Annotated in this window: 21 protein-coding genes; 7 read left to right on the plus strand and 14 right to left on the minus strand. The window is 40.7% G+C overall.

Features of this window, described 5'->3' with window-relative positions; genetic code table 11:
* Positions 1-216: 216 nt before the first annotated feature.
* On the minus strand, positions 217-1077 hold the full coding sequence (locus RL70_RS03500; RefSeq protein WP_039042041.1) for an NAD(P)-dependent oxidoreductase: 861 nt from the start codon (positions 1075-1077) through the stop codon (positions 217-219).
* A gap of 179 nt (positions 1078-1256) precedes the next feature.
* Complete coding sequence (locus RL70_RS03505; RefSeq protein ID WP_039042042.1) at positions 1257-1466, minus strand: aspartyl-phosphate phosphatase Spo0E family protein; 210 nt, start codon at positions 1464-1466, stop codon at positions 1257-1259.
* 172 nt (positions 1467-1638) lie between these two features.
* Between RL70_RS03505 and RL70_RS03510 the strand changes: the two genes are divergently transcribed.
* Both RL70_RS03510 and RL70_RS03515 read left to right on the plus strand, forming a co-directional pair.
* Positions 1639-1878 (plus strand): DUF2187 family protein, encoded by a 240-nt coding sequence (locus tag RL70_RS03510; protein ID WP_156137883.1) that lies wholly within the window; start codon positions 1639-1641, stop codon positions 1876-1878.
* 49 nt (positions 1879-1927) lie between these two features.
* Positions 1928-2659 carry a hypothetical protein gene (locus RL70_RS03515; RefSeq protein ID WP_039042043.1) on the plus strand — a complete coding sequence of 244 codons (732 nt, stop codon included), beginning with the start codon at positions 1928-1930 and terminating at the stop codon, positions 2657-2659.
* A 35-nt stretch (positions 2660-2694) separates the two neighbouring features.
* Here the strand turns inward: RL70_RS03515 and RL70_RS03520 are convergent, their stop codons facing one another.
* The 8 genes from RL70_RS03520 to RL70_RS03555 all read right to left on the minus strand — a co-directional run bounded on the left by RL70_RS03520 (position 2695) and on the right by RL70_RS03555 (position 15556).
* Entirely contained in the window at positions 2695-3147 is a 453-nt protein-coding gene (locus tag RL70_RS03520) for a MarR family winged helix-turn-helix transcriptional regulator (RefSeq protein WP_039042044.1), read from the minus strand.
* A gap of 91 nt (positions 3148-3238) precedes the next feature.
* Positions 3239-4678: an ATP-binding protein gene (locus RL70_RS17195; RefSeq protein ID WP_052245744.1), complete on the minus strand. Its 1440-nt coding sequence runs from the start codon at positions 4676-4678 to the stop codon at positions 3239-3241.
* Between the two features lie 224 nt (positions 4679-4902).
* On the minus strand, positions 4903-6252 hold the full coding sequence (locus RL70_RS03530) for a TrkH family potassium uptake protein (protein ID WP_039042045.1): 1350 nt from the start codon (positions 6250-6252) through the stop codon (positions 4903-4905).
* 220 nt (positions 6253-6472) lie between these two features.
* The gene (locus tag RL70_RS03535) at positions 6473-7231 is read right to left on the minus strand and encodes a TerC family protein (protein ID WP_039042046.1); all 759 of its coding nucleotides are present in this window, start codon (positions 7229-7231) and stop codon (positions 6473-6475) included.
* Positions 7232-7692: 461 nt separating this feature from the next.
* Positions 7693-10782 (minus strand): efflux RND transporter permease subunit, encoded by a 3090-nt coding sequence (locus RL70_RS03540; RefSeq protein ID WP_039042047.1) that lies wholly within the window; start codon positions 10780-10782, stop codon positions 7693-7695.
* Positions 10783-10925: 143 nt separating this feature from the next.
* Positions 10926-12500 carry a peptide chain release factor 3 gene (locus tag RL70_RS03545; RefSeq protein ID WP_039042048.1) on the minus strand — a complete coding sequence of 525 codons (1575 nt, stop codon included), beginning with the start codon at positions 12498-12500 and terminating at the stop codon, positions 10926-10928.
* A gap of 33 nt (positions 12501-12533) precedes the next feature.
* A complete protein-coding gene (locus tag RL70_RS03550; protein ID WP_039042049.1) occupies positions 12534-14024 on the minus strand; it encodes a UDP-N-acetylmuramoyl-L-alanyl-D-glutamate--2,6-diaminopimelate ligase in 1491 nt (496 codons plus the stop codon).
* Positions 14025-14167: 143 nt separating this feature from the next.
* Positions 14168-15556: an aldehyde dehydrogenase gene (locus RL70_RS03555; protein WP_039042050.1), complete on the minus strand. Its 1389-nt coding sequence runs from the start codon at positions 15554-15556 to the stop codon at positions 14168-14170.
* 326 nt (positions 15557-15882) lie between these two features.
* Here RL70_RS03555 and RL70_RS17735 point away from each other — a divergent pair, with 326 nt between their 5' ends.
* From RL70_RS17735 to qoxD, 5 genes are all read left to right on the plus strand, one after another.
* Positions 15883-16026 (plus strand): hypothetical protein, encoded by a 144-nt coding sequence (locus RL70_RS17735; RefSeq protein WP_197054070.1) that lies wholly within the window; start codon positions 15883-15885, stop codon positions 16024-16026.
* A 448-nt stretch (positions 16027-16474) separates the two neighbouring features.
* Positions 16475-17410: a cytochrome aa3 quinol oxidase subunit II gene (gene qoxA / locus RL70_RS03560; protein WP_039042051.1), complete on the plus strand. Its 936-nt coding sequence runs from the start codon at positions 16475-16477 to the stop codon at positions 17408-17410.
* Positions 17411-17473: 63 nt separating this feature from the next.
* On the plus strand, positions 17474-19423 hold the full coding sequence (qoxB, locus tag RL70_RS03565) for a cytochrome aa3 quinol oxidase subunit I (protein ID WP_039042052.1): 1950 nt from the start codon (positions 17474-17476) through the stop codon (positions 19421-19423).
* The gene (qoxC, locus tag RL70_RS03570) at positions 19413-20009 is read left to right on the plus strand and encodes a cytochrome aa3 quinol oxidase subunit III (protein WP_039042053.1); all 597 of its coding nucleotides are present in this window, start codon (positions 19413-19415) and stop codon (positions 20007-20009) included. Before qoxB ends, qoxC begins: the two co-directional genes overlap by 11 nt.
* Before the next feature lies 1 nt (position 20010).
* Entirely contained in the window at positions 20011-20301 is a 291-nt protein-coding gene (qoxD, locus tag RL70_RS03575) for a cytochrome aa3 quinol oxidase subunit IV (protein WP_039042054.1), read from the plus strand.
* A gap of 283 nt (positions 20302-20584) precedes the next feature.
* Here qoxD and RL70_RS03580 read toward each other — a convergent pair whose 3' ends face one another.
* The 4 genes from RL70_RS03580 to RL70_RS03595 form a co-directional block, all read right to left on the minus strand.
* A complete protein-coding gene (locus RL70_RS03580) occupies positions 20585-21700 on the minus strand; it encodes an alpha-hydroxy-acid oxidizing protein (protein WP_052245745.1) in 1116 nt (371 codons plus the stop codon).
* A gap of 84 nt (positions 21701-21784) precedes the next feature.
* Positions 21785-23155, minus strand: coding sequence for a YjiH family protein (locus RL70_RS03585; RefSeq protein ID WP_039042055.1), 1371 nt, complete (start codon positions 23153-23155; stop codon positions 21785-21787).
* Positions 23156-23169: 14 nt separating this feature from the next.
* Positions 23170-24489 carry an aspartate aminotransferase family protein gene (locus RL70_RS03590; protein ID WP_052245746.1) on the minus strand — a complete coding sequence of 440 codons (1320 nt, stop codon included), beginning with the start codon at positions 24487-24489 and terminating at the stop codon, positions 23170-23172.
* 80 nt (positions 24490-24569) lie between these two features.
* Complete coding sequence (locus tag RL70_RS03595; protein WP_039042056.1) at positions 24570-25946, minus strand: sigma 54-interacting transcriptional regulator; 1377 nt, start codon at positions 25944-25946, stop codon at positions 24570-24572.
* Positions 25947-26083: the final 137 nt, after the last annotated feature.

The following is a 26083-nucleotide window of genomic DNA, read 5'->3' on the forward strand; positions in this document are numbered from 1 at the left end:
GCCTTAATTTCAGCAAAGTACGCTAAAATACGGCAAATCGAACTCTTCGTTGTTCGATTGGCTGAGAGCAAGCCCCTCGGAAAGCGTCCGCTCGCAGCGAAAATCAACTTTTCATAGTTAATCCTATTGTAAAAGAAAAAGACTGTAGGCAAATCCATGATTTCTGGAGTTTGTCTACAGTCTGAGGGACATGCCTAAATCGGCGTGTCCCTTTTTTCATTGATAATGTTTGTAGAGAACTTGGGTACCTTTGTCACCGTATCCTTTAGCCATAAGGTCCTCATAAAGACGGATTGCTAGCTGTAATCCTGGAAGATCCAGATCCATGGCGCTCGCTTCATCGAGTGCAATACGCAAATCCTTAAGGAAATGCTTCGTGTAAAAACCAGGCTCGAAATTCCCGGCAAGCATACGAGGTCCAAGATTTGAAAGTGACCAAGAACCTGCAGCTCCTGGAGAGATGGACTCTAAAACGCGTTCTGGATTCAGTTCTGCTTTTTCGGCATATACAAGTGCTTCACAAACACCGATCATATTGGTCGCAATAGCAAGCTGATTGCTCATTTTTGTGTGTTGTCCAGCTCCTGCACTGCCTTGAAGTACAATTTGACTTCCAAATTTCATAAAGATCGGTTTGACTTGTTCAAATACGGACTCGTCTCCGCCACACATAATCGAGAGCGTTCCATTTTTAGCTCCTACGTCTCCGCCAGAAACAGGAGCATCGAGTGATGTCATTCCTTTTTCAATAGCTGCTTTTTCAATTTTTTTTGCAAGTGCCGGACTAGAGGTCGTCATATCCACAACAATTTGTCCACTTCTTCCGTTAGCGACGATACCATCAACATTTAGATAGATTTCTTCAACGTCAGTAGGCATGCCAACCATTGTAAAGATGAGATCCGCTTGTTGTACAGCCTCAGCGACAGTAGAAGCCCATTTAGCACCTGCAGCAATAAGTGGGTCTGCTTTTCCCTTCGTACGTGTATGTACAGTTACTGGATATCCAGCTTGAAGCAAATGATTGACGATACTAGCTCCCATTACTCCCGTTCCGATAAATGAAATATTTTTCATGTTCTAAATCCCCCTTAAAAAATAGTGACACTATACTAATAATACTCTAAAATGCACCGCATTTCTTGCTAAGAACAAAAAAGAGACGGCCCTGGGAAAGGACCGTCGTCAAAAGGGGGAAATGAGAATGTAGCTGTGTTCAATTGTAGTATCCCCCTTCGTCAGAGTTCTAAACACATTCAGCCAAATTTTTCACTTTTTATTTTTATTTTTCTGTCTAAACTACTATTTTTAGCAACAGAGCTCTTTTCATCGTATGAATAGTCATTCAATAAGTGATCCAATTCCACGCTCAGTTTGACCGTCTCATTGGAGGATAGCCCTTTTTCCTCTGCAGTCTTCAAGAGTTCCCTGCGAATAAATTCAATTTTGTATTCCAGATTATCCATAGACAGCCCTCCCGACGATTAATTACAAAGCTTAATATATATTATCATATAGCCAATTTTTTTGTGTCAAAACCTTTCGACAATTCGCGACAAATAAATGTCGAAACAATAATAATTTGTACATTCTCTCATTTCGTGATACTTTACCTGTATTGCTTTTGTTAAGTATACTATGATTAATCAGTTACAGAAGGAGTTGAATCAGATGGAAGAAATGGAAGAGTTGAACATCGCAGAAGTTGGGACCATTATTGAGTTTAAAGATGGTTTACAGGGGATTGTAGAAAAAGTGAATGATAACTCGGTTATTGTGAACTTAACGTATATGGAGAACTTCGAGGATCTTGGTCTTGAAGAAAAAACAGTTGTGAACCATAAACGCTACACCATCCTTCATAAAAAAGAAAATTGAAACTTTTATTGTGAATTCGCGTCACATTTAGTAAGGAGGAGTTAACCGTATGAAAAACAAAAAATTACTTTACACAGCATTGTCTGCCTCATTATTATTAGCCGCTTGTGGAACAGATACGAGTGAGGAGGACAACGATAAGCAGTCAATTGAAAATACTGAACAAGCTGCTGATACCGGCACAGAAGAAACTGAATCTACTGATGGTGAATCTGGTGGAGCAGAGGGAACAGATACGACTAATGACGAGAACGCTACAAGCGAAGATGAAGTGACGGAAGAAGATTCAACAAGTGATGATTCAGATTCCGAAGCGGACAGTAGTGAAACAGATGGCTCTGCGACGTTAGCAGATGCTGTAGAAACAGAGAGCGATGAACAACCTTTTAAAATGCAAGTGCTACCTACTTATGAATTGACGAGTGAAGAGCCTGGACGTGACATTCTTTATTTAAAAGAACAAGAAGATAAGTATATGGTTATCAAAACTATGCAAGCTTCTGAAACTGATTTAGACAAAGCTGTCGAAAATATGACAGAAACGCTCGCTGCTACAAGTGCAGATGCGTCTCCTGTTGCATTGACAGACGAAGCACAACTTCCAACTAGTAAAGAACTAGAAAAAGTACAAGCGTATCGTGTAGCTTCAGCTGAAGGTCCCATTACAGCAATGATCTTCCAAAAAGGAGAGCTAATCGTTCAAGTCATGATGTATGATAACAACGATGAAAGCTACTATGAAGAATATTTGAAAATGGCTGAAACGATTCAACCAAAATAAGACCTATAACAAAAAGCTGAACAGCAAATTGCTGTTCAGCTTTTTGTTGAGGACAAATCACGAATGGATACGCCTAACTTTTGAAGCAAACTTGTCGCTTGTTCTTGCTCCTCGTTAGTCAATGATGAGAGTAAATTAGTAATGTTCTCTGCATGCCCTGGAAACAATGCATCCATTAACTGTTCCCCTTGTGTAGTAATTTCTACATACGTTACGCGTTTGTCGATAGAATTGACTTCTCGTTGTAAGTAACCGTTGGACTCCAGTTTATTAATGACATAGGTCATTGAACCGCTACGCATTAAAATCTTTTCCCCAATTTTTTGGATAGGCTGTTTTCCTTTGTGGTATAACAACTCGAGAACCGCAAACTCAGTCGGATTCAACCCTTTAGATGAGATTAGTCGATTCGTCTCTTCATGCAGCACTTTATTTGCCCGTGATAGTACTACAAATAATTTTAGTGCGCGTTCGTTTGCTTTCCCCATAAAATATTCACCTGCTGTTTTCCAATTTAATCTACGAAATTAGTATAATTGGTTGAATACCAATTCGTCAAAACTGACCCAATATAAATTATTAATTAGCCGAGGATTGATCGATTATTACACAACTCTCCAAATAATGCTGTGGAAAAACCAAAGTGAATGTTGTCCCTTTTCCCGCCACACTTGAAACTGCTACTGCTCCACCTAAATCTTCCATTGTCTTTAGTACGAATGGTAGTCCTAGACCGGTCCCTTCTGGTTTAGAGGTGAAAAAAGGCATGAATATATTTTTAATTTGTAAAGGAGTCATCCCTTTTCCTGTATCTGTAACGGAAAGTGTAAATGAGGTCCCTTCTGCCTTTTCAAGTTTCAGGGTCAAAATTCCTCCTGGTTCCATAGCCTCGAAGGCATTTTTGAAAACATTCAAAAGAACTTGTTTGATTTTATCCGCATTTGAATAGATCATCGAGTTGCAAAAAGACGCATCTTGCCAGTCAATGTGAATCGATTCAAACATCGCTTTCGGCTTCATTATCTCCAGCACTTTTGTAATAAGTACTCCTAAAGATACCTCAGAAATTTTTTCTTCCGATGGTTTCGATAACATGAGCATTTCATTCAGAATGGCTTCCATACGTTTTAGCTCGTCGTCCACGACGGACAAATATTTCGCTGTATCTCCTGTTGCAGTCACTTCCATCAACTGCACAAATCCTTTTAACGTCGTCATCGGATTACGGATTTCATGTGCAATACTTGCTGCCATTTGTCCTACTGTTGACAAGGATCCGGAATGATCCAGCTTTCTGCGAAGCATTTCAATCTCGGTACAATCTTGTATTTCCACGATATACAAGTCGCTATCGCTATTATACACGGCATGAATCTCAAAAAATTGAATCGTATTCGGTTCATCTTCAAATCGTTCTTTGATGGTGACTTCTCCAATAGTATGAAGTGTTTTTATATATGCCTCATACTGGGCCTCTGCATTCCTCTTTTGCGTGTTGAACTTTCTATACAACGATTGAGCACGTTTTCCAATAACCGCATTCCTTGTTAGGTTAAATAATTCACTAACTCGATTATTGACATCAATAATGTGCCCTTCACGATTGACAATCATTGTTAACCTTGAGGCATGCGTAAAGCACCCTAAATAATCAGCTATTGGTAGTTCTGTACAAATTGATGGCAACACAAAAGTAACTAAAGCTTGCTGCGTTTGGTTTGAATAAAATATATTTGTTTTACATAAACACTCAACATTTCCTTCAGAAATCAAAGCGAGGTCATCTAATATAATTTCTTTTGTTTCAGTGCATTCTTGCTTGAAGTCATTCCAGCTGCGTAAACCATCTCTTTTAAGTAACGATAAAAAGTTATCGTTTTGTCCCAACGAAAACTTTTTACAAAATAAGAAATTTGCCTCAGCAATGACACCATCCATACTGACCAAAATACAAGGGTGACGATTGTCGGTAACGAAAAGTGATCCATAACTATTCACATTTTCTAATTGTTCAAGCATTCTATACCCTCCCGAGACTGTTTAGACAAGATATGAAATAGCACCAAATGTTATAACTTACATAAATAAACGGTTCAAAGTGTATAATTCAGATTATTCCATATTTCCATAATTCATTATATAGGCCTTAAGAATTATATTGTTCTAATTTTCTTCCATACAAGGTTATTCAAAGAAATGCAGAATCATTTAATTGAACCTTCTGCAAATTCTCTAATTTTCCTTCACCCTATAATTACTCGCTCTTTTGGATATCGGAAAGAAGTTTTATTTACTTTTCCACCTAGTGTGAATAGGAAAGAAATAAGTCCCACTCGCCCAATGAACATAAGTGCCATGATAATAACCTTGCCCGGTACAGATAAATCGGAAGTAATACCAAGAGACATGCCGCACGTTCCGAATGCAGAGGTTATTTCAAACAACAATGAGACCACTGGTACTCCGGGCTCCGTTACTAACATTATGAGAAGGGCAGTCATTACCATGAAGCCCGCTAGCAAAATGACGGCATACGATCTAAAAATGTCGACAAGCTTGATACGTCGTTTGAAAATGTGAATAACATCTTTCCCTTTTGCAAAGTTAATGAGAAATAGTACTGCGATAGCAAATGTCGTAGTTCGAATTCCCCCACCGACTGAACTTGGGGATGCACCGATAAACATCAATGAACTGATTACAATATCCGTCGCATCACTAAAGCTAGTAATATCATATGTTGTTAAACCCGCAGATCGTGCTGAAACAGAGTGAAATAAGGAAGAAAAGATCTTTTCATGCCAAGACATTCCTTTAAAAGAATGAAATGACTCTAAAATATAGATCATTACCGCACCTACTAACAACAGGATTCCGAATGTAGATGTCGTAATTTTGGTAAATAGCGAAAAACGAAAATGAGGAACCTTTTTTGAAAAGAAACTTTTTACTTCTACAAGAACTGGGAATCCGATAGCTCCTAAGATAATTAATACCATAATAACAGTTTGTACAAAATAGTCATTGAAATACGGCAACAAAGAAGCATCTGTAATGTCGAATCCAGCATTCGTTGTAGCAGAAACTGATAAAAACATTCCATTTAATAGTGCGTCAGAAAAACTATCGTAGAGAGGCATAATGTAAATGGTCAGGATAATTCCACCAATTAGCTCAATCAGAAAAATAATCCGTACAATTTGTTTAATCAATTGTACGACTCCAGCTAGTGAGTACTGATTATGATCCACCATAATGAGCTGTCGTTCCCGTAACCCTATACGTTTTTTTACGAGTAACCAGAAAAACGTACCGATTGACATAATCCCGATTCCGCCTATTTGCAGAACGAGCATTAGCATACATAGTCCGAAAACAGTATACGTACCTGCAATACTAATCGGCGTCAGTCCGGTGACGCTGACAGCACTTACAGATGTAAATAAACTATCGATAAAAGAAACCTTCACACCGGGTTTATAAACGCCTGGTAGATTCAACAATAGAAAAGAAAATGCGATTGCTAAAAAATAATAAAACACAATTATTTGAGCTGGTGTGAATCTGTGTAAAGTATCACGATTAAATTTCATTTTTGTATCCGATCCTTTCCTTCAGGAGGACATAATCATACCATATTCGAATTTATCCTGTCAGAAAAATTCGGTACTCTTTTAGCATCGGTTGCAAGTTTCATTTTCAGTCACCTTATTTATCCCCTAAAGTAGCATCTACATAGTTTTATGTACAAGCTAATCAAAAAAAACTGTCTAGCGCGAGAAATATCTCTCGCGTTGGACAGTTTTAGAATCGTTACTTCGAAGTTTTTCGATTACTTGCAACAGCAGTTAAGTATCCGCCTATTGCGATGGCTGCAAGGACAGACCAGAAAATAAGTTTCCACGTAAGAGAGTGTGGAAATTCTGTATCGAGAATCTGAACATTAGGATGCGCAAGTGTCATTACAGCAAGTTTAACACCTACCCAGCCAACAATAAGGAAGGCAGCTGTTTCAAGTGCTGGAAACTTCTCAAGCAATGTTACAAATTGACGAGCTGCAAATCGGATCATGATAAGACCGATAATTCCACCAATTAGCATGACGGTGAATTGTCCACCATTAATGCCACCGATGTGGAAGTTTCCTAGTTCTGGAAGTGTTACTGCAAGTGCTACCGCTGCAAGCATAGAGTCTAGTGCAAATGCGATATCCGCAAGTTCCACTTTCAATACAGTAAACCAGAAACCGGACTCTTTCCTTTTTTTCTTAGTTGGATCGGGATTTTTATGATGTTTTTGGTCGTAAATGTTTTTTGCTGAAATATACAATAGGTAAACTGCACCTAGTGCTTGAATTTCCCAATAATTCACCAGGTACGTGATGAAAAATAGAGCTGTAAATCTGAAAACAAATGCCCCTAATAGTCCGTAGAACAATGCTTTCTGCTGTTGTACTTTTGGAAGGTGTTTCACCATAACCGCCATAACAACAGCGTTATCTGCTGCGAGTAGGCCTTCCAAAACAATTAGTACAAGTAGTACCCACGCGTATTCAAAGAAAATCGTTTCCAACAAAAATTCCTCCTTTTTATTCAATCAAAAAAACCCTCACCTAATAAAAGGCAAAGGTCTCGCTAAGTCGGAATTTGTAAAAAATCCAGCTATCATAACCGATGGTGCACTATCACCATGTATTGACGACTATGAAATAGGTTTCCCTATAGCTACTCCCCTTTGACAAACGTCAAAGACATTCAGTTGTTGGGTACTTTTCTCCCTTTATTATACTAATCATCAGCTGTTCTGTAAACTAAACATCCGCTTTTTCAAATAAGTTTCTTCTCGATGTTTTAGTTTCGACACAATCAATACCAATCAGGAGAATCGAATTTTGTAGCTGCTTTTTTTCAATCAAAACATTCCTTTGCAGATACTCACATTATATGAAACATCGGTACATTCTATGAATGTCTGTCCTATTCATACCATACAAAAAAGCAGAGGGATCTTTTCCTCTGCTTTTAAGTCAACTTCTATAAATCATTTTGGTTATCCACAGATGTTGTAGGTCGTGCACGTCTTCTTGTTTCTTTATCGAAGAGACTATAAATAATCGGAACGATGAAGAGCGTCAAGAACGTGGAACTGATGAGTCCACCAATCACAGCAATTCCCATCGGTTGGTTTATTTCTGTACCTTCACCGATGCCAAGTGCAAGTGGTAACAAGCCAAGAATTGTCGTTAGAGCTGTCATAAGAATCGGACGCACACGGTTTTTAACCGAAATGACGATTGCATCATACGATCTCATACCAGCAGCCTTTTGCTGATTAATGTAGTCCACAAGGACAATCCCGTTGTTCACGACGATTCCTACTAATACAAGGATACCAATAATTGAAGTGACACTTATCGGGGTGTTCGTCACAAACAAACCAATTGCTACACCAATCACCATCAATGGAACAGAGAACATGATAACAAATGGGTATTTAAACGACTCAAATTGAGCTGCCATAACGATGTAGACGAGAACTACTGCAAGTATAAGTGCCAGTAGCATATCATTTGCTGCACTCTCAAAGAGTTCACGGTCTCCACTGTAGGACATCTTCACTTCATCCGGTAACTTGAGTTCATCTATTGCATCGTTCACAGATTTCGTCATATCACCAAGAGATTTATCATTTTCATACTTCACGTCATAAGAAACAGAGTGTGCTTGGTCAACACGTTGAATGGCGACTGGGCCTTCAGCAATATCAATTTTCGCAATCTGCCCTAACTTAACAAACTGCCCTGTTGGCGTACGGAGCTTTATCTTTCTTAAAGCATCGGTATCTTTATAATACTTTTTGTCATATTGGACTTTCACCGTCAACACTTGATCACTTTCATCGACGATTTGAGTCGCAAATGTACCACGAGTAACGTCTGTAATCGTTTGAGCTACTTGATAAGGTGCCAAGCCGAAATTTGCAGCTAACTTTGGATCGACGTTGACTTGGACTTCCTCAACGGTATCCATTAAGTTGTTAGAGACTTCTGTTACACCATCTAACTTTTTGAGAGCATCATCTATTTTTGCAGTTGCCTCATTTAACCGAGATTCGTTTGTATCTTCAATTGCAAATGTCAACGTATTCGGATTTGAACCTGCAGCAGCTTGTACGTTGAAGCTAATCTCAGCAGTATCCCCAATCGCTTTATTTACTTTCGGCTTCACATCATCCATGAATTCGAATACGGAGCGCTCCCGGTCTGCTAGCGGTTTCAGCTTCACATACATTTCAGCTGTATCCGCTTGAGAACCTCCTTGTGCCATGGACTGCTGTGTTCCTCCGACTAGACTGACATATACGTCGACATCTTTTTGTTCTTTCAACACATCTTCTACTTTTTTTACTGCTGCATTCGTTGTTTCAAGTGAAGATCCATTTGGAAGTTCAACATTAATGCTGAAGAAACCTTCATCGGTAGACGGTAAAAATTCCGTCCCTACTTTAAACAATCCAAATGCACTAGCGCCAAGTAAAACTACCGTCATCACCAAAATAAGGAAGCGATGACCTAAAGACCATTTTATAGACTTCTCGAATGTACTGAGTGTTTTCGAGCGACGTCTACGTGCTTCTACATTGCGACGTGGTTTGCGTAACATGCGACTCGCCATCATTGGCACAACGGTTAACGCAACAACCAACGATGCAAATAAACTGAACGAGATAGTCAGGGCAAATTGAGTAAAGATTTGTCCAATTAATCCACTAATGAAGATGACTGGAACAAATACAGCCAGTGTCGTCAAAGTGGATGCAATGATCGCCCCACTGATTTCTTTAGCCCCTTCGCTTGCTGCTACTTTCCGGTCTTTCCCCATAGCAAGGTGCCGTTCAATATTTTCAATGACGACAATGGAGTTGTCCACTAGCATTCCGATACCGAGGGCTAACGCACCTAACGTCATAATGTTGAGCGAGAAGTCCGCAAAGAACATTAAAACGAATGTCACAATAACAGAATACGGAATTGCAACACCAATAATAATCGGACTTCTAATGCCCCGTAGGAAGAAGAAAAGAACGATCATGGCAAAGAGTCCACCAAGTATAAGTGATTGACCTATGTTATTAATGGCTAATTTTACGTAATCACCTTGGTCAAATAATATATCCGCTTCTACGTCTTTAAATTGCTTTTCGTCTAACATCCGATCTAATGATTGTTTGAAAGACTTGGACACTTCTGCAGTATTCGCTCCCGATTCCTGGAGGACTGAGAGTAACACGGCTTGTTGATCATTTGCACGAGTTAACGTGCCACTATTTGCTTCTGTGAGGGTGACAGAAGCGACGTCTTTTACATACAATCGCTTCCCAGTCACAGGATTTGGACCAATAATAACGTTTTTCACGTCATCTGCTGAGTTGAGGGTACTGATGATACGCGTCGTTAGTTGTTTGCCACCTGATGCACTCACGGGCTCACCTGGCATAGTTACATTCGAAGCTTGAACAGCTTGTAACACGTCCGCCTGAGTGAGTCCGTTCTTTTCAAGCTTACTTTCATCTAATACGATTTGAATTTCTTCAACAAGTTTACCGGATACGCTGACACTAGCGACACCTTCAGTTTGACGTAATTCTGTTTCCAATTCTTCTGCAATCTTCCGAATGTCAACATCTTCAGAACCGGTTTTAAGTGCGAGTTGAATAACTGGGAATTGAGAAGGATCAAACTTCATGAAACGAGGTTTGTCCGCACCTTCAGGTATAGGAACCTGGTCAATTCTCTGTAAAATATCGAGCTGAACGTCGTCTATATCAGCAGACCAATCAAACATCATGAAGACTAAGGTAGCACCTTCTTGGGAAGTAGATTGTAAGGACTTTAATCCAGGTGCTGTGGAAAGACTTTCTTCTAAAGGTTTTGTTAGTTTTTCGCTAACTTCTGTTGGAGATGCACCACCATAATTTGCAACGACTACTGCGACAGGTGGATTTAAATCTGGTATGAGCGTAACGGGTATTTTTAGAAAAGATACAGCCCCGAGAATGATAATTAAAAACATCGTGACAAGCGTAAATACCGGGCGTTTAATCGAAAAATCGCTTATTTTCATGTGCGCGTCCCCTTTTTTCTTAAATACAGTACTTTCATCATATGCAATGCATCGCTTGAGTTCAAACAGAACGTTTGAAAATTTTATTATAGTAAAAAAACTCGTACACAAATATGTAACGAGTTTTTAATGTGGACTATTGCTTATAACAAACTATATAAACGAATATCCGGGAATTTGTCCCCGAACCAACGCATAGCAAATTCGTTTTCAAATAGGAAGACTAAGTTATCGTAACGATCTTTTACGAGCATAGAACGTGGTCCCGTCATAGATTCCTTCACGTCTGCTTCGTTTTCAATCCAACGCGCCACTTTAGAGCCAATGTGCTCCATTTGGACTTCGACATTATATTCATTCTTCATCCGGTGCTCGAATACTTCAAATTGAAGCTGACCTACCGCACCAAGTATGACTTCTTCAGTGTGAAGTGTTTTGTAATACTGAATAGCCCCTTCTTGAACGAGCTGTAAAATCCCTTTATGGAAGTGTTTTGACTTCATGACATTCTTGGCTGTAACTTTGACGAATAATTCTGGGTTGAACTGTGGTAATGCTTCGAATTTGTATGTGGACTTACCGCCAACTACAGTATCTCCAATTTGATAGTTCCCTGTGTCGTACAACCCGATAATGTCTCCTGCTACCGCTTCATTCACTGTTTCACGATCATCTGCAAGAAACTGAGTTGTTTGTGATAACTTTACCGTTTTCCCAATACGAGGAATGTTTACAGACATCCCTCTTTCAAACGAACCAGACACAATTCGAACGAAGGCAATCCGATCTCGGTGAGCTGGATTCATATTTGCCTGAATCTTGAAGATGAAGCCTGAGAATTCATCCGTCATTGGGTCTACATATTGCTCGTTCTCTGTTATACGGGGTTGAGGAGAGGGAGCAAAGTTCAAAAAGGTCTCCAAAAAAGTCTGGACGCCAAAGTTTGTCAAGGCACTTCCGAAAAATACAGGTGTAAGCTCGCCCTTGGCAACGCGGGATTCATCAAAAGAATTCCCAGCTTCTTCTAACAAAAGCGCATCTTCCACTGCTTGTTTGTAATAAGAAGTTTCCATCATTGGATGGGGCTTAGCCAGTTGACCTTCGTCGTCTAACTCAAGATACTTATCTTCCCCTTCAACGCGGGCTTGTTCAATGCGATTGTTGTAGCGATCGTAAATCCCTACGAACTCTTTCCCCATACCAATCGGCCAGTTCATTGCGTAGGACTCGATGCCGAGAACTTCTTCTAGCTCTTCCATTAACTCAAGCGGCTCTTTACCTTGTCGATCCATTTTGTTCATGAACGTGAAAATGGGTATACCACGCATACGACAAACTTTGAAGAGCTTGATGGTTTGAGGCTCAATTCCTTTTGCTGAGTCGACCATCATAACGGCTGCATCGACTGCCATAAGTGTCCGATAGGTATCTTCACTAAAGTCTTCGTGTCCTGGTGTATCCAGAATGTTAACTCGTTTTCCATCGTAATCGAACTGTAAAACAGATGAAGTCACAGAAATACCACGTTGTTTTTCAATCTCCATCCAGTCGGACGTTGCGTACTTTCCGCTTTTCTTCCCCTTAACCGTTCCGGCATCTCGAATTGCACCACCGAAGTAGAGCAGTTTTTCTGTCATCGTCGTCTTCCCGGCATCTGGGTGAGAGATGATGGCAAACGTTCGTCTTGAAGCAATTTGATCTTGCATATTTTTAGTCATTTCCTTATTCTCCTTCGTATATGAGCCCGACATTTAGCTGCCGATCAAGCCTTTACCAAATTTCTTTTCCGCCTCTTCAAGTGCAATTGTTGCATCCGAATGCGGATATTTTGTTGAGCCAATAATTTGATAATCTTCATGTCCCTTACCTGCGAAGATAATAATATCGCCTTCATCAGCAATTTCAATCGCATGGCGCACGGCAACTTCGCGATCTCCTACACATGCAAACTGCTGATGGGTCATTCCTGCTGCAAGTTCAGATGTTATAGAGTCATATGGTTCATCTCTCGGATCATCCGTAGTTAAAATCACGTAATCCGCAGCGGAAGCTTTTTCAGCCATCACGGGGCGTTTCTTCCTATCCCTGTTTCCACCTGTGCCGATTACAAAGATCAGTTTTGAAGCGGCTGATTTGTAAGGAAGCACTGCATCGATTGCTTTTTCGATTGCATCTGCAGAATGGGCATAGTCCACGTAGATTGTTAAAGGTAGTTCAGTTTCCACTCGTTCCATTCGACCTTTAATAGGTGCAAGATAACGAAGTGGCGCTAAGATATCGGGTATTGCTAATCCTTTTGCATAGAGCGCAGTAATCGCAGCAAGCGCATTGGATACACTAAACTCACCAATCATTCGCATTTCAACGTCCCATTCACCTTCTGGCGAGTGTAACGTAAATGAGCTTCCATCTGTTCGAAGGTCGATATTTGAGGCTGAGAACATTGCATCCGAATGAATTCCATAAGTTAGCACAGGATAAGATGTCATCTCTTTCATTTTAGTGTGCCACTTATCATCTGCGTTCAGAACCGCAACTTTTTGTTGTTGCAAGTCTTGCCCGAGCTGAGCAAACAGAAGACCTTTTGCATTGCCATAGTTCTCCATCGTCCCATGGAAATCCAAATGATCGTGGGTCAAGTTCGTGAATATGGCAATATCAAATTCTGTCCCAGCTAACCGTCCCTCTATGAGGCCGTGAGAAGAAACTTCCATCGTCATCGTGTCGCAACCTTCTTCTGCTGCACGTGCAATCATCTTTTGTGTGGTCAACACATCTGTCGTTGTATTTTCCGTTTCGTACAATACACCATCCAAGTTGAACCCGATTGTTCCTGAGACAGCTGAACGTTCACCAGCCCCCATTAGGATGCCGTGAATGATATTACTTACACTTGTTTTTCCGTTGGTCCCGGTTACCCCAATCATTTTCATTCTCTTTGATGGATAGCCACACCAAGCAGAAGCAAGTAAGCTAATTGCTCTAGAAGTGTTTTCTACGTACACGACCGCTACTTTTTCAAGATCGACTTCTATTGGTTTGGAAGCGATGATGACCCGTGCACCTGATTCCACTGCTTGACTAACATATTTGTGGCCATCTACTGTAAAGCCTTCGATACAGACAAATAATCCTCCTGCACTGACTGCCCGAGAGTCTGTTGTCAAATCTGTTACTTGTTCAGGTAGTACCCCTACCTCACGTTTAACTGGCAAAACTGCCAATAATTGTTTTGTATTCATTGTACTCCTCCGTTCAGCCATACCTTACAGTGGTCCATTATCGATTTTCGACCATCTGCTTTTTTAGGCAATACATTCATTATACGTTTTTTTTGTGTCTACGTCATGGTTGAATTAACGAATCAAAAGAAAAACCACTGATCTTAACGAATCAGCGGTTTAATGAATTTCAGCTTATTGCCATATGGAGGGAAAGCAGCTCTCATCGGAATAGCAGTACTACGATTCATCATAGCTTTTTCATGGGTGAAGACGTCAAAGCTTGCTTTACCATGATAATTACCTTGTCCCGATGAACCCACTCCACCGAATGGCAAGTGGATGTTGCCAACATGGGAAATCGTATCATTGATACATCCTCCCCCAAACGGTAGTTGTTCTGTGAAGTATGCAGCAGCTTCCTCATTTTCTGTGAACATATAACCAGCAAGTGGTTTTGGCATTTTACGAATTTGATGTAGCAAAGCCCCTAAGTTCTCATACTCAAGTACCGGCAAGATCGGTCCGAACAATTCATCTTCCATAGAGGGGCTGTCAAAATGAATACCTTCTAGGACAGTCGGTTCGATATATAAGTCTGCCCTGTCAGTGTTTCCACCACTACTTACAACAGATTGCTCTTTTACAAGGATAGTTTGAAGACGATCGAATTGTTTCTCATTAATGATCCGACCGTAATCCTTGCTTGAGGAAGCATCTTTTCCATAAAAACGTCGAATGGCCTTTTTAATCTCTTTTAGCAGAGATTCCTTAATAGTTTTATGTGCCACTACATAGTCTGGCGCCACACACGTTTGACCCGCATTCGAGAACTTCCCCCATACAATCCGCTCAGCAGCTATTTTCAAATTGGCAGTCTGATCTACAATTGCAGGACTCTTACCACCTAGTTCAAGTGTTACAGGTGTTAGACGTTCTGATGCCGCCTTCATAACAATTTTCCCCACCGTGACACTGCCAGTAAAGAAAATCGAATCAAACGGTGCATGTATCAAGGCTGAAGTTTCTTCTTTTGCACCTTCTACAACACGAACATACTCTGGTGGAAATTGCTGTTCTAGAATTTTTCTAACAACAGCAGCAGTATGCGGTGCCGCTTCAGATGGTTTTGCGACTACACAGTTTCCAGCAGCTAGTGCACCCACGATTGGTTCCATGACTAGTTGAAACGGATAATTGAACGGTCCAATTACTAAAACCGATCCATACGGCTCTCGGATAACCTGACTTTTCCCCGGCTGTAAATAGATTGGTGTTTTCGCTGTTTCAGGTTCCATCCATTCATCTAAGTGTTTCAATACATGACCAATACTTGAAAGAACAAATCCGATTTCAGTTACATATGATTCAAAAGGATTTTTCCGCAAGTCCCGGTAGAGCGCTTTTTCGATTTCTTGTTCAGATGCTTGAATCGCTTCTTTTAAACGGATTAGCATTTCTTTTCTAAATTCAACAGGACGTGTTGCTCCTGAAAAATAAAAATCATGTTGGCGCTCAATTATTGATTCTACGTCTTTAGTTGTAAAGTTCATGGACGTTCCTCCTCTTAAGCGGTTTCTTCTATCTTAACTGCCTTTAGAGTGTTACGCAAAAATCCAACCTGCTCACTATCAAAAAGCTAAATAAAAGTCAATCATTCAAAAGGATCTGTTTTCGTTATCATTAATTCCGACAAAATACGCAGGTTAGCAACTCCTGTCGATTCATATACTAACCACATCAGGTAGTCCTACAAAATTGGAATTTCGTAGCAGGACTATCGGAGCCTTTTTTCAGAACAACGTTTTGAGCTAAACAGAGTTAGGGTAAAGAGTGTATAACAAGCAACCAACCACATTCTTTAAGGGAGGAAATAATGATGACAACAACTGATACTTGGTGGGAAACAATCTTTGAAGGTAATTTAGCCGCTGGATTGAACAAGGAACGTATGAACGAATTAGATGAAGAGCACTTCCTATATTTTAGAGATGAAGAACTTACTCACGAGGTCGTCAACTAATTTTGAAGACGCAGCTCGCCCAACAGACTTTTCAAGATGACGGTGGTACATAAAACAGCTTTTCTTTTGCGGAACGCGAAAAGAAAAGCTGTTTTTGTTTGCCTAAAAATGGACATCCTTGTCACTTCTATAATCCTCATAACTCTCCGACTTGCCTAAAAAACCCTATATTTCTAATAACTTTATCAAACAAATTATAAACAAGCTTACACCCATTTAATAGGTGATGCAAATTGTTCGCTCATGAATTTGAACAGATAAGAACCTTTTGTGACATACTCTCTTCTCCATTGAATTCTCGTTTATACGGGACTATTATAAAGTTCGCACGGGAGTCTTTTGCATTTAATTGATAAACACATATCGTTTTTAATTATCAAAATATAGTTTAGTGGCAAACTATACAGAGCTCCCCTGTTAACATCACGCTCTTGAGAGGAGTCCTATCATGAAGAAAAAGTGGATAGCGCTTTCGTTATTCTCCATCACAGCCATTCTACTTGCTGGTTGTGAAAACCCGTTGCTCATATTAGACCCAAAAGGACCGCAAGCAAAAATATTATCAGAAACAATCCTGTTTTCAATTGCAATAATGGCAGGCATCCTTTTCGTGGTCTATGTGCTATACACAGTTGTCCTAGTTAAGTATCGTGCCTCGAAACTGGATGACGATTATGAACCGCCTCATGAAGAGGGAAACAAATGGTTAGAAATCATTTGGACAGCCATTCCGGTCATCATCGTAATTGTACTTTCTGTGGTCACAGTATCTTCAACTAGTAAAGTCGAGCAAAAGTCTGTCGCTTATGCAGACGAAAAACCAATGGTAATCTACGCGTCTTCCTCCAACTGGAAATGGCATTTCAGCTATCCAGAAGAAGGGATCGAGACCGTGAACTACGTAAACTTCCCAGCGAATCGCCCAATTGAGTTCCGTCTATATTCTTTCGGACCAATTACAAGTTTTTGGATTCCACAACTAGCTGGTCAAAAGTATGCGATGAGTGACATGGTTAATACCATCCACATGTCTGCAGATGTTCCTGGATCGTTTATAGGTAAAAACTCTAACTTCAGCGGTGAAGGATTTGCCAAAATGGAATTTGAAGCTCAATCACTGTCAGATGCCGATTACAAGGAATGGGTTAACGATGTGAAAACAACTGCCCCTAAGCTAACAGAAGATGAGTTCGACGAGTTGATAGAAGCTGAACACGTCGGTCGTAAGACTTATTCCTCTAACCACCTTGAATTCAAACCCGCTCCTGAAGGGGAAAATAGCGGACATAATCATGGTGGGAATACATCCACTGAAGATCAGCACGAAGACCATGAAGATATGGATATGGATATGGATATGGATATGGATCATGATGCTCACTAAGTGCATTCCTAGCAAATCAAACCTTCCATTCACAACCTTAACAAACGAAAGGAGTTCGACGATATGAAATGGGACGAATTTTTCGTAACCGGGGAACCGATGATTTACGCGGCGATGGTAAGTATTGTTGTTGTATCTCTCGCGATTCCGATTGCGCTCACATACTTTAAAAAGTGGAACTGGCTTTGGACGAACTGGTTAACTACGGTTGACCATAAGAAAATCGGAGTCATGTACATTCTCGCTGCACTCCTCATGTTATTCCGTGGGGGCGTAGATGCAATACTGATGCGTGCTCAGACAGCAGTCCCTGATAACGGATTGTTGGACGGTCAGCATTACAATGAAATCTTTACAACACACGGGGTCGTTATGATCCTGTTTATGGCAATGCCATTCATTATTGGATTAATGAACGTCGTAATTCCACTCCAAATTGGAGCACGCGACGTTGCATTTCCTCGATTGAACGCAGTCAGCTTCTGGTTATTCTTCTCTGGAGCAATGCTATTCAATATTTCGTTTGTCATCGGTGGTTCACCAGATGCTGGATGGTCTGCGTACTTCCCTCTTGCAAGTCTGGAATTCAGTCCGACTGTCGGGAATAACTATTATGCAATTGCACTTCAAATTGCGGGTATAGGTACGCTGTTAACAGGTATTAACTTCTTGGTGACGATTCTGAAAATGCGTGCACCTGGTATGACACTCATGAAAATGCCGATGTTTACATGGTCTGTTTTGATCACTAACGTCATTATCGTGTTTGCATTCCCTGTTTTGACAGTAGCACTTGCATTGATGACACTCGATCGTCAGTTTGGCACACAGTTCTTCGCCATGCAAAGTGGCGGTATGGATATGCTTTGGGCCAACCTGTTCTGGGTTTGGGGCCATCCTGAAGTCTACATTGTTATTTTGCCAGCCTTCGGTATTTACAGTGAAATCATTTCAACATTTGCACGTAAAAACCTCTACGGCTATAAATCGATGGTTGTCAGTATGGTTGCAATTTCGTTACTTTCCTTCGTCGTTTGGGCCCATCACTTCTATACAATGGGTCACGGCGTTATGGTTAATAGTGTGTTCTCAATTACAACGATGGCCATCGCGATTCCAACCGGTGTAAAAATATTCAACTGGTTATTCACGTTACGTAAAGGTAAGATCAGCTTTACGACACCTATGTTGTATTCTCTAGCCTTCATTCCAATCTTCACCATTGGTGGAGTGACAGGTGTCATGCTTGCGATGGCAAGTGCTGACTATCAGTACCACAATACAATGTTCTTAGTTGCCCACTTCCACTATGTACTGATACCAGGTACAGTGTTTGCAGTCATTGCCGGGTTCCATTTCTGGTTCCCTAAAGTGTTTGGTTTCATGTTAAACGAAAAACTTGGAAAACTGTCATTTTGGTTTATCGCAATCAGCTTTAACGTGACGTTCTTCCCTCTCTTCATTCTTGGATTAAACGGAATGACACGTCGGATGTATACGTATTCAGAAAGCACTGGTTACGGTCCACTCAACATGCTGTCAATGGTCGGTGCAGTCGGTCTTACAATCGGTTTCATCATCCTTGTGTACAATATTTACTGGAGCGTTCGTTACAGCCCACGAAATATAAAAAGCGATCCATGGGATGCACGTTCACTTGAATGGAGCACACACAGCCCAGTACCTGAATATAACTTTGCGTTAATCCCTACTGTAAATCGTTTAGATGCTCACTGGTTTGCGAAGAAAGAAGGAAAACCACTCGCAACTGGAAAGTACGAACCAATCCATATGCCGAATAATAGCGGTCTACCTATTATTATGGGTGCAGCGTTCTTCTTCTGGGGCTTCTTCATGGTATTCAGCTGGTGGATTCCTGCTATCGTCTTCGGAGTTGTGATTTTAGGAACGTTAGCTTACCGCACTTTCGAAAAAGATCATGGACACTACATTTCTGTGGAAGAAATCGAACGAACAGAAAAAGCATTGCGAGGTGAACAGCATGAAAATTGATCACTCAGTACCAATGGAATATAGTACCGATGAAAACAAAATGAAAATCCTTGGATTCTGGATCTTCCTGGGGGCGGAAATCGCCCTCTTCTCCACTCTTTTTGCAGTGTATTTTACACTGCAAGGCAATACGAAAGTCGGACCTACCTCTGCTGATTTGTTCCATCTGACTCCGGTCATGATTGAAACAATTCTTCTGTTATCAAGTAGTTTCACAATCGGATTAGGCATACATGCCATGCGCCTTGGTTTGAAAAAACCGATGATGACGTTCTTCGGCATCACACTAGCGCTTGGTGCTGCTTTCCTTGGTGTCGAAGTCTATGAATTCGTGACATACGTCGGCGAAGGCGCCACGATTCAGACGAGCGGATTCCTGTCTGCCCTCTTCACACTACTTGGAACACACGGTTTGCACGTAACATTCGGTCTCCTCTGGGGTGGCGCGATTTTACTACAAATCAAGAAGCGCGGCTTTACACCGGAAACAACTAATAAGTCGTTCATCTTCTCTTTGTATTGGCACTTTCTTGACGTTGTTTGGATCTTCATCTTCAGCTTCGTCTACTTGAAAGGACTGATGTAAGATGAAACAACTTTTTCCAGCACAGCACGTCATGGGATTCCTATTCTCCCTGTTACTATCACTAGTAGCACTTGTTGCAGTACTTTTTGACTTATCATTTGCTGCAGGGATGACGATTCTCGTTGTTACAGCTCTGGTACAAGCAGGATTGCAACTGTTCCTGTTCATGCACGTGAAAGAAAATGCAGAGAGCAAGACGCTGTATTTAAATATCCTCTACGCCTTGTTTGTAGGACTAGTCACGATTTTCGGGACATTGTTCGCAATGCGTTGGGGCTATATGGTGAAATAAGGTTAATATAAAAAAAGAAGCTGTCTCAAAAGGTCATAAATTGACTTTTTGGGACAGCTTTTTAAATTGGTTAATTATAATGGGAGATTATACGGTGTTGATTTACGTTTCAAATGGACGCGGGCCTACAGGATATAGGCCATGCAACCGTCGCCGCACGATGCGGCGACCTTAGGTTGTTTCCATTTGTATCCCTCCTGAGTCGCCATCCACCACTTCTCTCAACGGATCTTCTATTATTTAGCGACTTCGTTTATCTTTCATCGTTAAAAAGACTTCTCATCTAACCCTTAAAGAGAAAATCAGAATCGATTTCTGAAATTGTTCGGACTCCTGCTAATGCCATGGAGATTTCGAGTTCGTGCAGAATTTTCTGGACTACCTGTTTTACTCCTTCTTCTCCACTAATAGCAAGTCCATAGATGAGTGGGCGACCTAATAAGACTGCGTCTGCACCTAGTGCGAGTGCTTTGAATACATCGACCCCTGTTCGGATTCCACTATCTAGTAAAATTGGAATACGGTCCTGTACGATTGGTTTTATATCGGATAAGGCATCTAATGAAGCAATGCAGTGGTCTAACTGTCTTCCGCCATGATTAGAGACGATAATACCATCTATATTGTGCTCAAGGGCTAACTTTGCATCTTCAGGATGTAAAATCCCTTTCAGCAAAATCGGTAAATTCGTCATCTCTCGAACTTTCTTGAGTTCATTCCAATCGAGTCCTGGCTGATCGATGATGTCAATTTGTTTTTGTAAAGCCGCTGGCATATCTTCATCAGGCGATCGATCTAGTAATGCGCAGAATGCAGGGTCATTTAGATAATTTCCACACCCGTCTCCTTCTTCTAATGGTGAATATTGATTGTAAGCATCCGTTTCACGAATACCCAATACCGGGGTGTCTACAGTGACGACAATTGCAGAATAGCCATTCGCTTCAGCTCGCTGCACGAGACTCCTTGTTACCGAATCCTCAAGCGAACAATAGAGCTGAAACCAACGTGAACCATCCCCTAACTCATTCGCAATCTCTTCCATCGAAAAAGATGATGCACTGCTGACGACAAATGGGATATTTACTGCTTTAGCTGCTCTTGCTGAGGCTAATTCTCCTTCTGGGTGAGCAATACGCTGTACTCCAATAGGCGCGAATAGAATCGGCGAAGACAGCTTTTTATTGAAAACAGTACACGACAGATCAATTTTGGAAACATTTCGCAAAACGCGCGGCTTGATTTTCCACTTCGAAAAGACTTGAAGGTTCTCTTTCATTGTTGCTTCACTGCCCGCACCTCTAGATATGTAGTCGAATGCTTCTCTGCGAATTTTTTCGTATGCTTTTCGTTCTAACACATTTTCAAACACTGGTTGTATTTCTGCTGCAGTGATCATTTTACCACTCCTCTTTTTAAATGAAGATTAAAAGCTTTATCGCCCACAGTTCAACTTTCAACCGGACCGATAAAGCTCATTTTATTAGTTAAAAACAAATAGGTGTGCAATCAGCACAATAATCGGCAACGTAATAATTGTGCGCTCTATAAAGATAATAAACAGATCAACAATTGAAACTGGTATATTTGAACGTAAAATTAGAATTCCGATTTCTGACATATAGACTAATTGTGTTAACGAAAGTGCTGCTACAACGAATCGTGTAATTTCTGCGTCAATCGATCCTCCGATTACTGCTGGTAAGAACATGTCTGCAAATCCAACTAACATCGTTGGTGCCGCTTCAGCTGCTTGCGGTAGTTGCATAAGTTCCAATATCGGAACAAGAGGGTACGAAATGATGCTAAAAACTGGTGTAAATTCAGCAACAATTAGGGCAAGTGCACCAAGACTCATTACAAGTGGAATCAAGCCTAACCAGATATCTAATACTGTCTGGATACCATCTTTCGCTAATCCCATTGGGCTTTTTGCTGTACTTGCCTTATCCAATGCCTGTCTCCATCCCCATTGGATATTAGAAACACCTTCAGGCTGGGACTCATCGATTCTTTGTCCAACCGGTTCATAATACGTATCTGCTTTTCTTGAAAGTGGCGGAATCCTAGGCATAATGATAGCAGCGATCACACTTGCTATGGAAACGGTAATATAAAATGGAATGAACAAATGATCGATATTCGCAACTTTTGCTACAACTAGAGAAAACGCAACCGAAGCAATAGAAAACGTAGTAGCAATAACTGCTGCTTCACGTTTTGTATAATAGCCTTCATCATATTGCTTCATTGTAACTAACACACCAACAGTCCCCGCTCCCATCCATGATGCCATGGTATCTATTGAGGAGCGACCAGGAAGAGTAAATAACGGCCGCATAATTTTCTTCAGCAAAGCCCCGACAAACTCCATGAGACCAAATTCAACTAAGAGTGGAAGTAAAATCCCTGCGAATAAGAACCATGTCAATAAAACTGGTGCTAAGTCATATAACACGACCCCACCCGTGTTACGAGAAGCAATGAACTCTGGCCCGATCTCGAAGAAAGCCATAACTCCAACCGCCAGACCGAATACTCGAGTTGTAATACCGAACCAACCTACTAGGAATACGTTTTTAAAAAATGGTCGATTGACAATCACTGACGGCTTAAATGCGACTGTTAAAAGTGTGAATGCAACTGTAAAACCTAACAGTATCAATATGAAGTGAGGAATATAATCCCCAGCTCCTTTAAGAAGCATCGATGCGAGGACCCCAACCCCGATTGTAACTTCCCCATTCATTTTGATCGGTACTAAAAATAGTAATATACCAATAAGTGATGGAACCAGAAACTTCCAAACAGCACTTTTAGAGCTAGTGCTCTCCCCTTTGAACGCAACAGACATGGCTTTTCCCCCTTTTAGTTTGAAACTGATTGAATGGCAGTCTTCAACACATCAATACCTTTATCAATTTGATCCTTTGTGATTGTAAGTGGCGGAATCATTCGAATTACTTCACCCGAATTCCCACAAAGATAGAACAAAACACCGTCAGCCAAACACTTGTCGAGAACTTCCATAACTACATCCCCAGAGGCTTCACCAGTTTTCGGATCACCTAATTCGATGCCTATCATTAGTCCGACTCCCCGTACATCCCGGACGATAGGTGATTCCTCCTTCATCTTGAGTAGCTTTGCCATTGCATAGGCGCCCATTTCTTGTGCGTTCTCCAGTAATTTCTCTTCTTTAATGATTTCTAATGAAGCAAGTGCTGCAGAACATGCAATTGGATTTCCACCAAACGTTGTACCATGTGCTCCTAGTGGCCATTGATCCATCAATTCTTTTGAAGCAATCGTTGCACTGAGTGGTAACCCTGCACCAATCCCTTTCGCCACCGCCATTATATCCGGTGTTACGTCGAACGTTTGAGCCGCAAACCAATTTCCGGTACGCCCGAATCCAGTTTGAACTTCATCAAAGATTAGTAAAATCCCGTGACGATCACAGATTTCCCTAATTTTTTTCAGCCACGATGCTGGAGGGATGATATAACCACCTTCACCGAGAATCGGTTCGATTATCATGCAAGCCACTTCTTCTGGATCGACTTGATGACTAAAGAGTTCCTTCACATCTCGTTCCAGCTTTTCAGCATAGAATACATCCGGGTTCTCGCCTTCAGGCAGATATTCCGGGAGGGCATAGGGCAGCTGGTAAGCCAGCCATGATGGTTGAAGATGCTTACGATATTTACTTTTTGAAGTCGTTACACTGAGCGCTCCAATCGAACGGCCATGGAAACAGCCTGTAAAGGAAACTAAATAAGGACGTTTCGTCACATATTTCGCAAGCTTAAGTGCTCCTTCGATTGCTTCTGTTCCACTGTTTGCAAAAAAGAAGTTATCAAGGTTTGGAGGCAATACTTTTTGCAGCTCCGCAGCCAATTTTAAAATCGATTCATATATAATGACGCCTGACGGTCCGTGAACTAAATGATCCGCACTATCTTTAATGGCTTGCACAACTTTCGGATGACGGTGGCCAACGTTTTCAACTGCAATCCCTGATGTGAAATCTAAATACTCTCTACCATCCACACCGTAGTAATAGCACCCTTCTGCACTTTTCACTGGCAAATTCGGATGATCTTTTGCCATACTAGGTGCTAAAAAGTTACCGATTGAGTCAACCATTTGAACCCAGTCTTGCTGGTCGTTAGTTTGTTTTTGCATAAAATGACCTCCTTAATACTATCTGTTATACACCCTATTGAATAAATATAGATTAAAATGAATTTTTATTCAATATGTTTTTATATATTTTCTTCTGTCTGTGTATATTTCTTCAGCTTTCGAACCACAGAGGGCTGACTTATTCCTAGAATTCTTGCCATTTCAGTCGTTGTTTTGTATCTTTTCTTCGCCCTATTAAGTATTTGCATTTCTACTTGTTCAAGAATGACAGGCAGTGTTTCACCGTCCAAAGTGAAGTCTGAAAAGTCGTCTTCAGGCAATCTATATTCATGCGGTAAATCATGAGCATCGATAACCTCGCCAACACTATGAACAACTAATCGTTCAATGACATGACGAAGTTCTTGAATATTGCCTCTCCACTCAAGTTGCAATAGTTGAGTAAAGACGAGGTCAGTCATCATTTTTTCCGTCTTATATTTTGCCGAGAAGGTTTGAAGAAAATAAGAAATAAGAGCGCTTACATCTTCAATACGTTCTCGCAAGGGTTTTAAGGTAATGGGAACGATATTGAGTAAGTAATATAACTCTCCCAAAAACTTTTTTTCACTAACTGCTTGCTGTAAATCCGTCTCCGCGGAACATATTATTCTTACATGTAATGGGCGAGAGAATTCACACCCAAGAGGTTGAAAACGTTCCTCTTTAAAAATTTTGGCAACTTTTGCTTGCAAATGAAGCGACATTCTATTGATATTTTTCAGAAAGAAGGTACCTCCCTCCGCGATGCTTAAAAGGCCAGGCACTGTGATAGTGTCACTTGATTGTTCACCTACGAGTTCTTTTAAGAATATGGATTCAGGAATGGTTGCACAATCGAGTTCGATGAATGGTCCATTACTTCGCATACTCTCTTTATGCATTTCTTTCGCAATCGTTGTCTTTCCTGTTCCTAATTCTCCATATATGACGACAGGTACATCAAGAGAAGCAACACGTCGTGCAGTTGAAAAGGCTTCCTGCGTACACTTACTGCGCATTATATATTCCGATGCAGTAAACATTTGTCTACGCAAATGCTGTACTTCTTCTTGCACTTTCGCCATTTCATATTCAATTTCTTTCATATAATCCTGGATTACGAGTAACTCAGACACATCATAGGAATAGCTAATGACATAATCGACATCCCCGTTGTAATTAAAAAACGGCATTCCTGTGATCAAAATTTTTGAACCCGATGCTGTTTTCTGAATTGTGACGATTTTCTTCTTCTGTTTTAAAACTAATGGTGTAACTGCAGGAGTAAATATTCCTTCCTTTTCCAATTCATAGACTGACTTCCCTATTAAATCTTCTGCTTCTAATCCATATCTGTGACCGCTAATCCGTGTAGCTTTCATGATAATTCCCTCGTGATTTGTAACAATAACATCCTCATCATGAGTTTCCAGAACTTCTTGAATAGAATTCGGTGTTAAATGAAATTGTGCCATACCTTCTCCTTTCTTTTTGAATAGAATTTTCAGATATTATCAAGTTATGAATCAACTATACAGTAATGAATAAGTTGTATGCAATAGGATATTTGAATTTTCAATAATTTATTCATATAATTTAGATTGACTTGTTT

The sequence above is a fragment of the Sporosarcina sp. ZBG7A genome (assembly GCF_000813425.1).
Lineage (GTDB): Bacteria > Bacillota > Bacilli > Bacillales_A > Planococcaceae > Sporosarcina.

Bases quoted from the DNA above. Each gene is read 5' to 3' on its own strand.
- RL70_RS03520 (WP_039042044.1), bottom strand. From the start codon at position 3,147: ATGGGGAAAGCAAACGAACGCGCACTAAAATTATTTGTAGTACTATCA.
- RL70_RS03515 (WP_039042043.1), top strand. From the start codon at position 1,928: ATGAAAAACAAAAAATTACTTTACACAGCATTGTCTGCCTCATTATTA.
- RL70_RS03500 (WP_039042041.1), bottom strand. From the start codon at position 1,077: ATGAAAAATATTTCATTTATCGGAACGGGAGTAATGGGAGCTAGTATC.
- qoxC (WP_039042053.1), top strand. From the start codon at position 19,413: ATGAAAATTGATCACTCAGTACCAATGGAATATAGTACCGATGAAAAC.
- qoxA (WP_039042051.1), top strand. From the start codon at position 16,475: ATGAAGAAAAAGTGGATAGCGCTTTCGTTATTCTCCATCACAGCCATT.
- RL70_RS03530 (WP_039042045.1), bottom strand. From the start codon at position 6,252: ATGAAATTTAATCGTGATACTTTACACAGATTCACACCAGCTCAAATA.
- RL70_RS03590 (WP_052245746.1), bottom strand. From the start codon at position 24,489: ATGCAAAAACAAACTAACGACCAGCAAGACTGGGTTCAAATGGTTGAC.
- RL70_RS03545 (WP_039042048.1), bottom strand. From the start codon at position 12,500: ATGACTAAAAATATGCAAGATCAAATTGCTTCAAGACGAACGTTTGCC.
- RL70_RS03550 (WP_039042049.1), bottom strand. From the start codon at position 14,024: ATGAATACAAAACAATTATTGGCAGTTTTGCCAGTTAAACGTGAGGTA.
- qoxD (WP_039042054.1), top strand. From the start codon at position 20,011: ATGAAACAACTTTTTCCAGCACAGCACGTCATGGGATTCCTATTCTCC.
- RL70_RS03540 (WP_039042047.1), bottom strand. From the start codon at position 10,782: ATGAAAATAAGCGATTTTTCGATTAAACGCCCGGTATTTACGCTTGTC.
- RL70_RS03595 (WP_039042056.1), bottom strand. From the start codon at position 25,946: ATGGCACAATTTCATTTAACACCGAATTCTATTCAAGAAGTTCTGGAA.
- RL70_RS03510 (WP_156137883.1), top strand. From the start codon at position 1,639: ATGATTAATCAGTTACAGAAGGAGTTGAATCAGATGGAAGAAATGGAA.
- qoxB (WP_039042052.1), top strand. From the start codon at position 17,474: ATGAAATGGGACGAATTTTTCGTAACCGGGGAACCGATGATTTACGCG.
- RL70_RS17735 (WP_197054070.1), top strand. From the start codon at position 15,883: ATGACAACAACTGATACTTGGTGGGAAACAATCTTTGAAGGTAATTTA.
- RL70_RS03505 (WP_039042042.1), bottom strand. From the start codon at position 1,466: ATGGATAATCTGGAATACAAAATTGAATTTATTCGCAGGGAACTCTTG.
- RL70_RS03555 (WP_039042050.1), bottom strand. From the start codon at position 15,556: ATGAACTTTACAACTAAAGACGTAGAATCAATAATTGAGCGCCAACAT.
- RL70_RS03580 (WP_052245745.1), bottom strand. From the start codon at position 21,700: ATGATCACTGCAGCAGAAATACAACCAGTGTTTGAAAATGTGTTAGAA.
- RL70_RS17195 (WP_052245744.1), bottom strand. From the start codon at position 4,678: ATGCTTGAACAATTAGAAAATGTGAATAGTTATGGATCACTTTTCGTT.
- RL70_RS03585 (WP_039042055.1), bottom strand. From the start codon at position 23,155: ATGTCTGTTGCGTTCAAAGGGGAGAGCACTAGCTCTAAAAGTGCTGTT.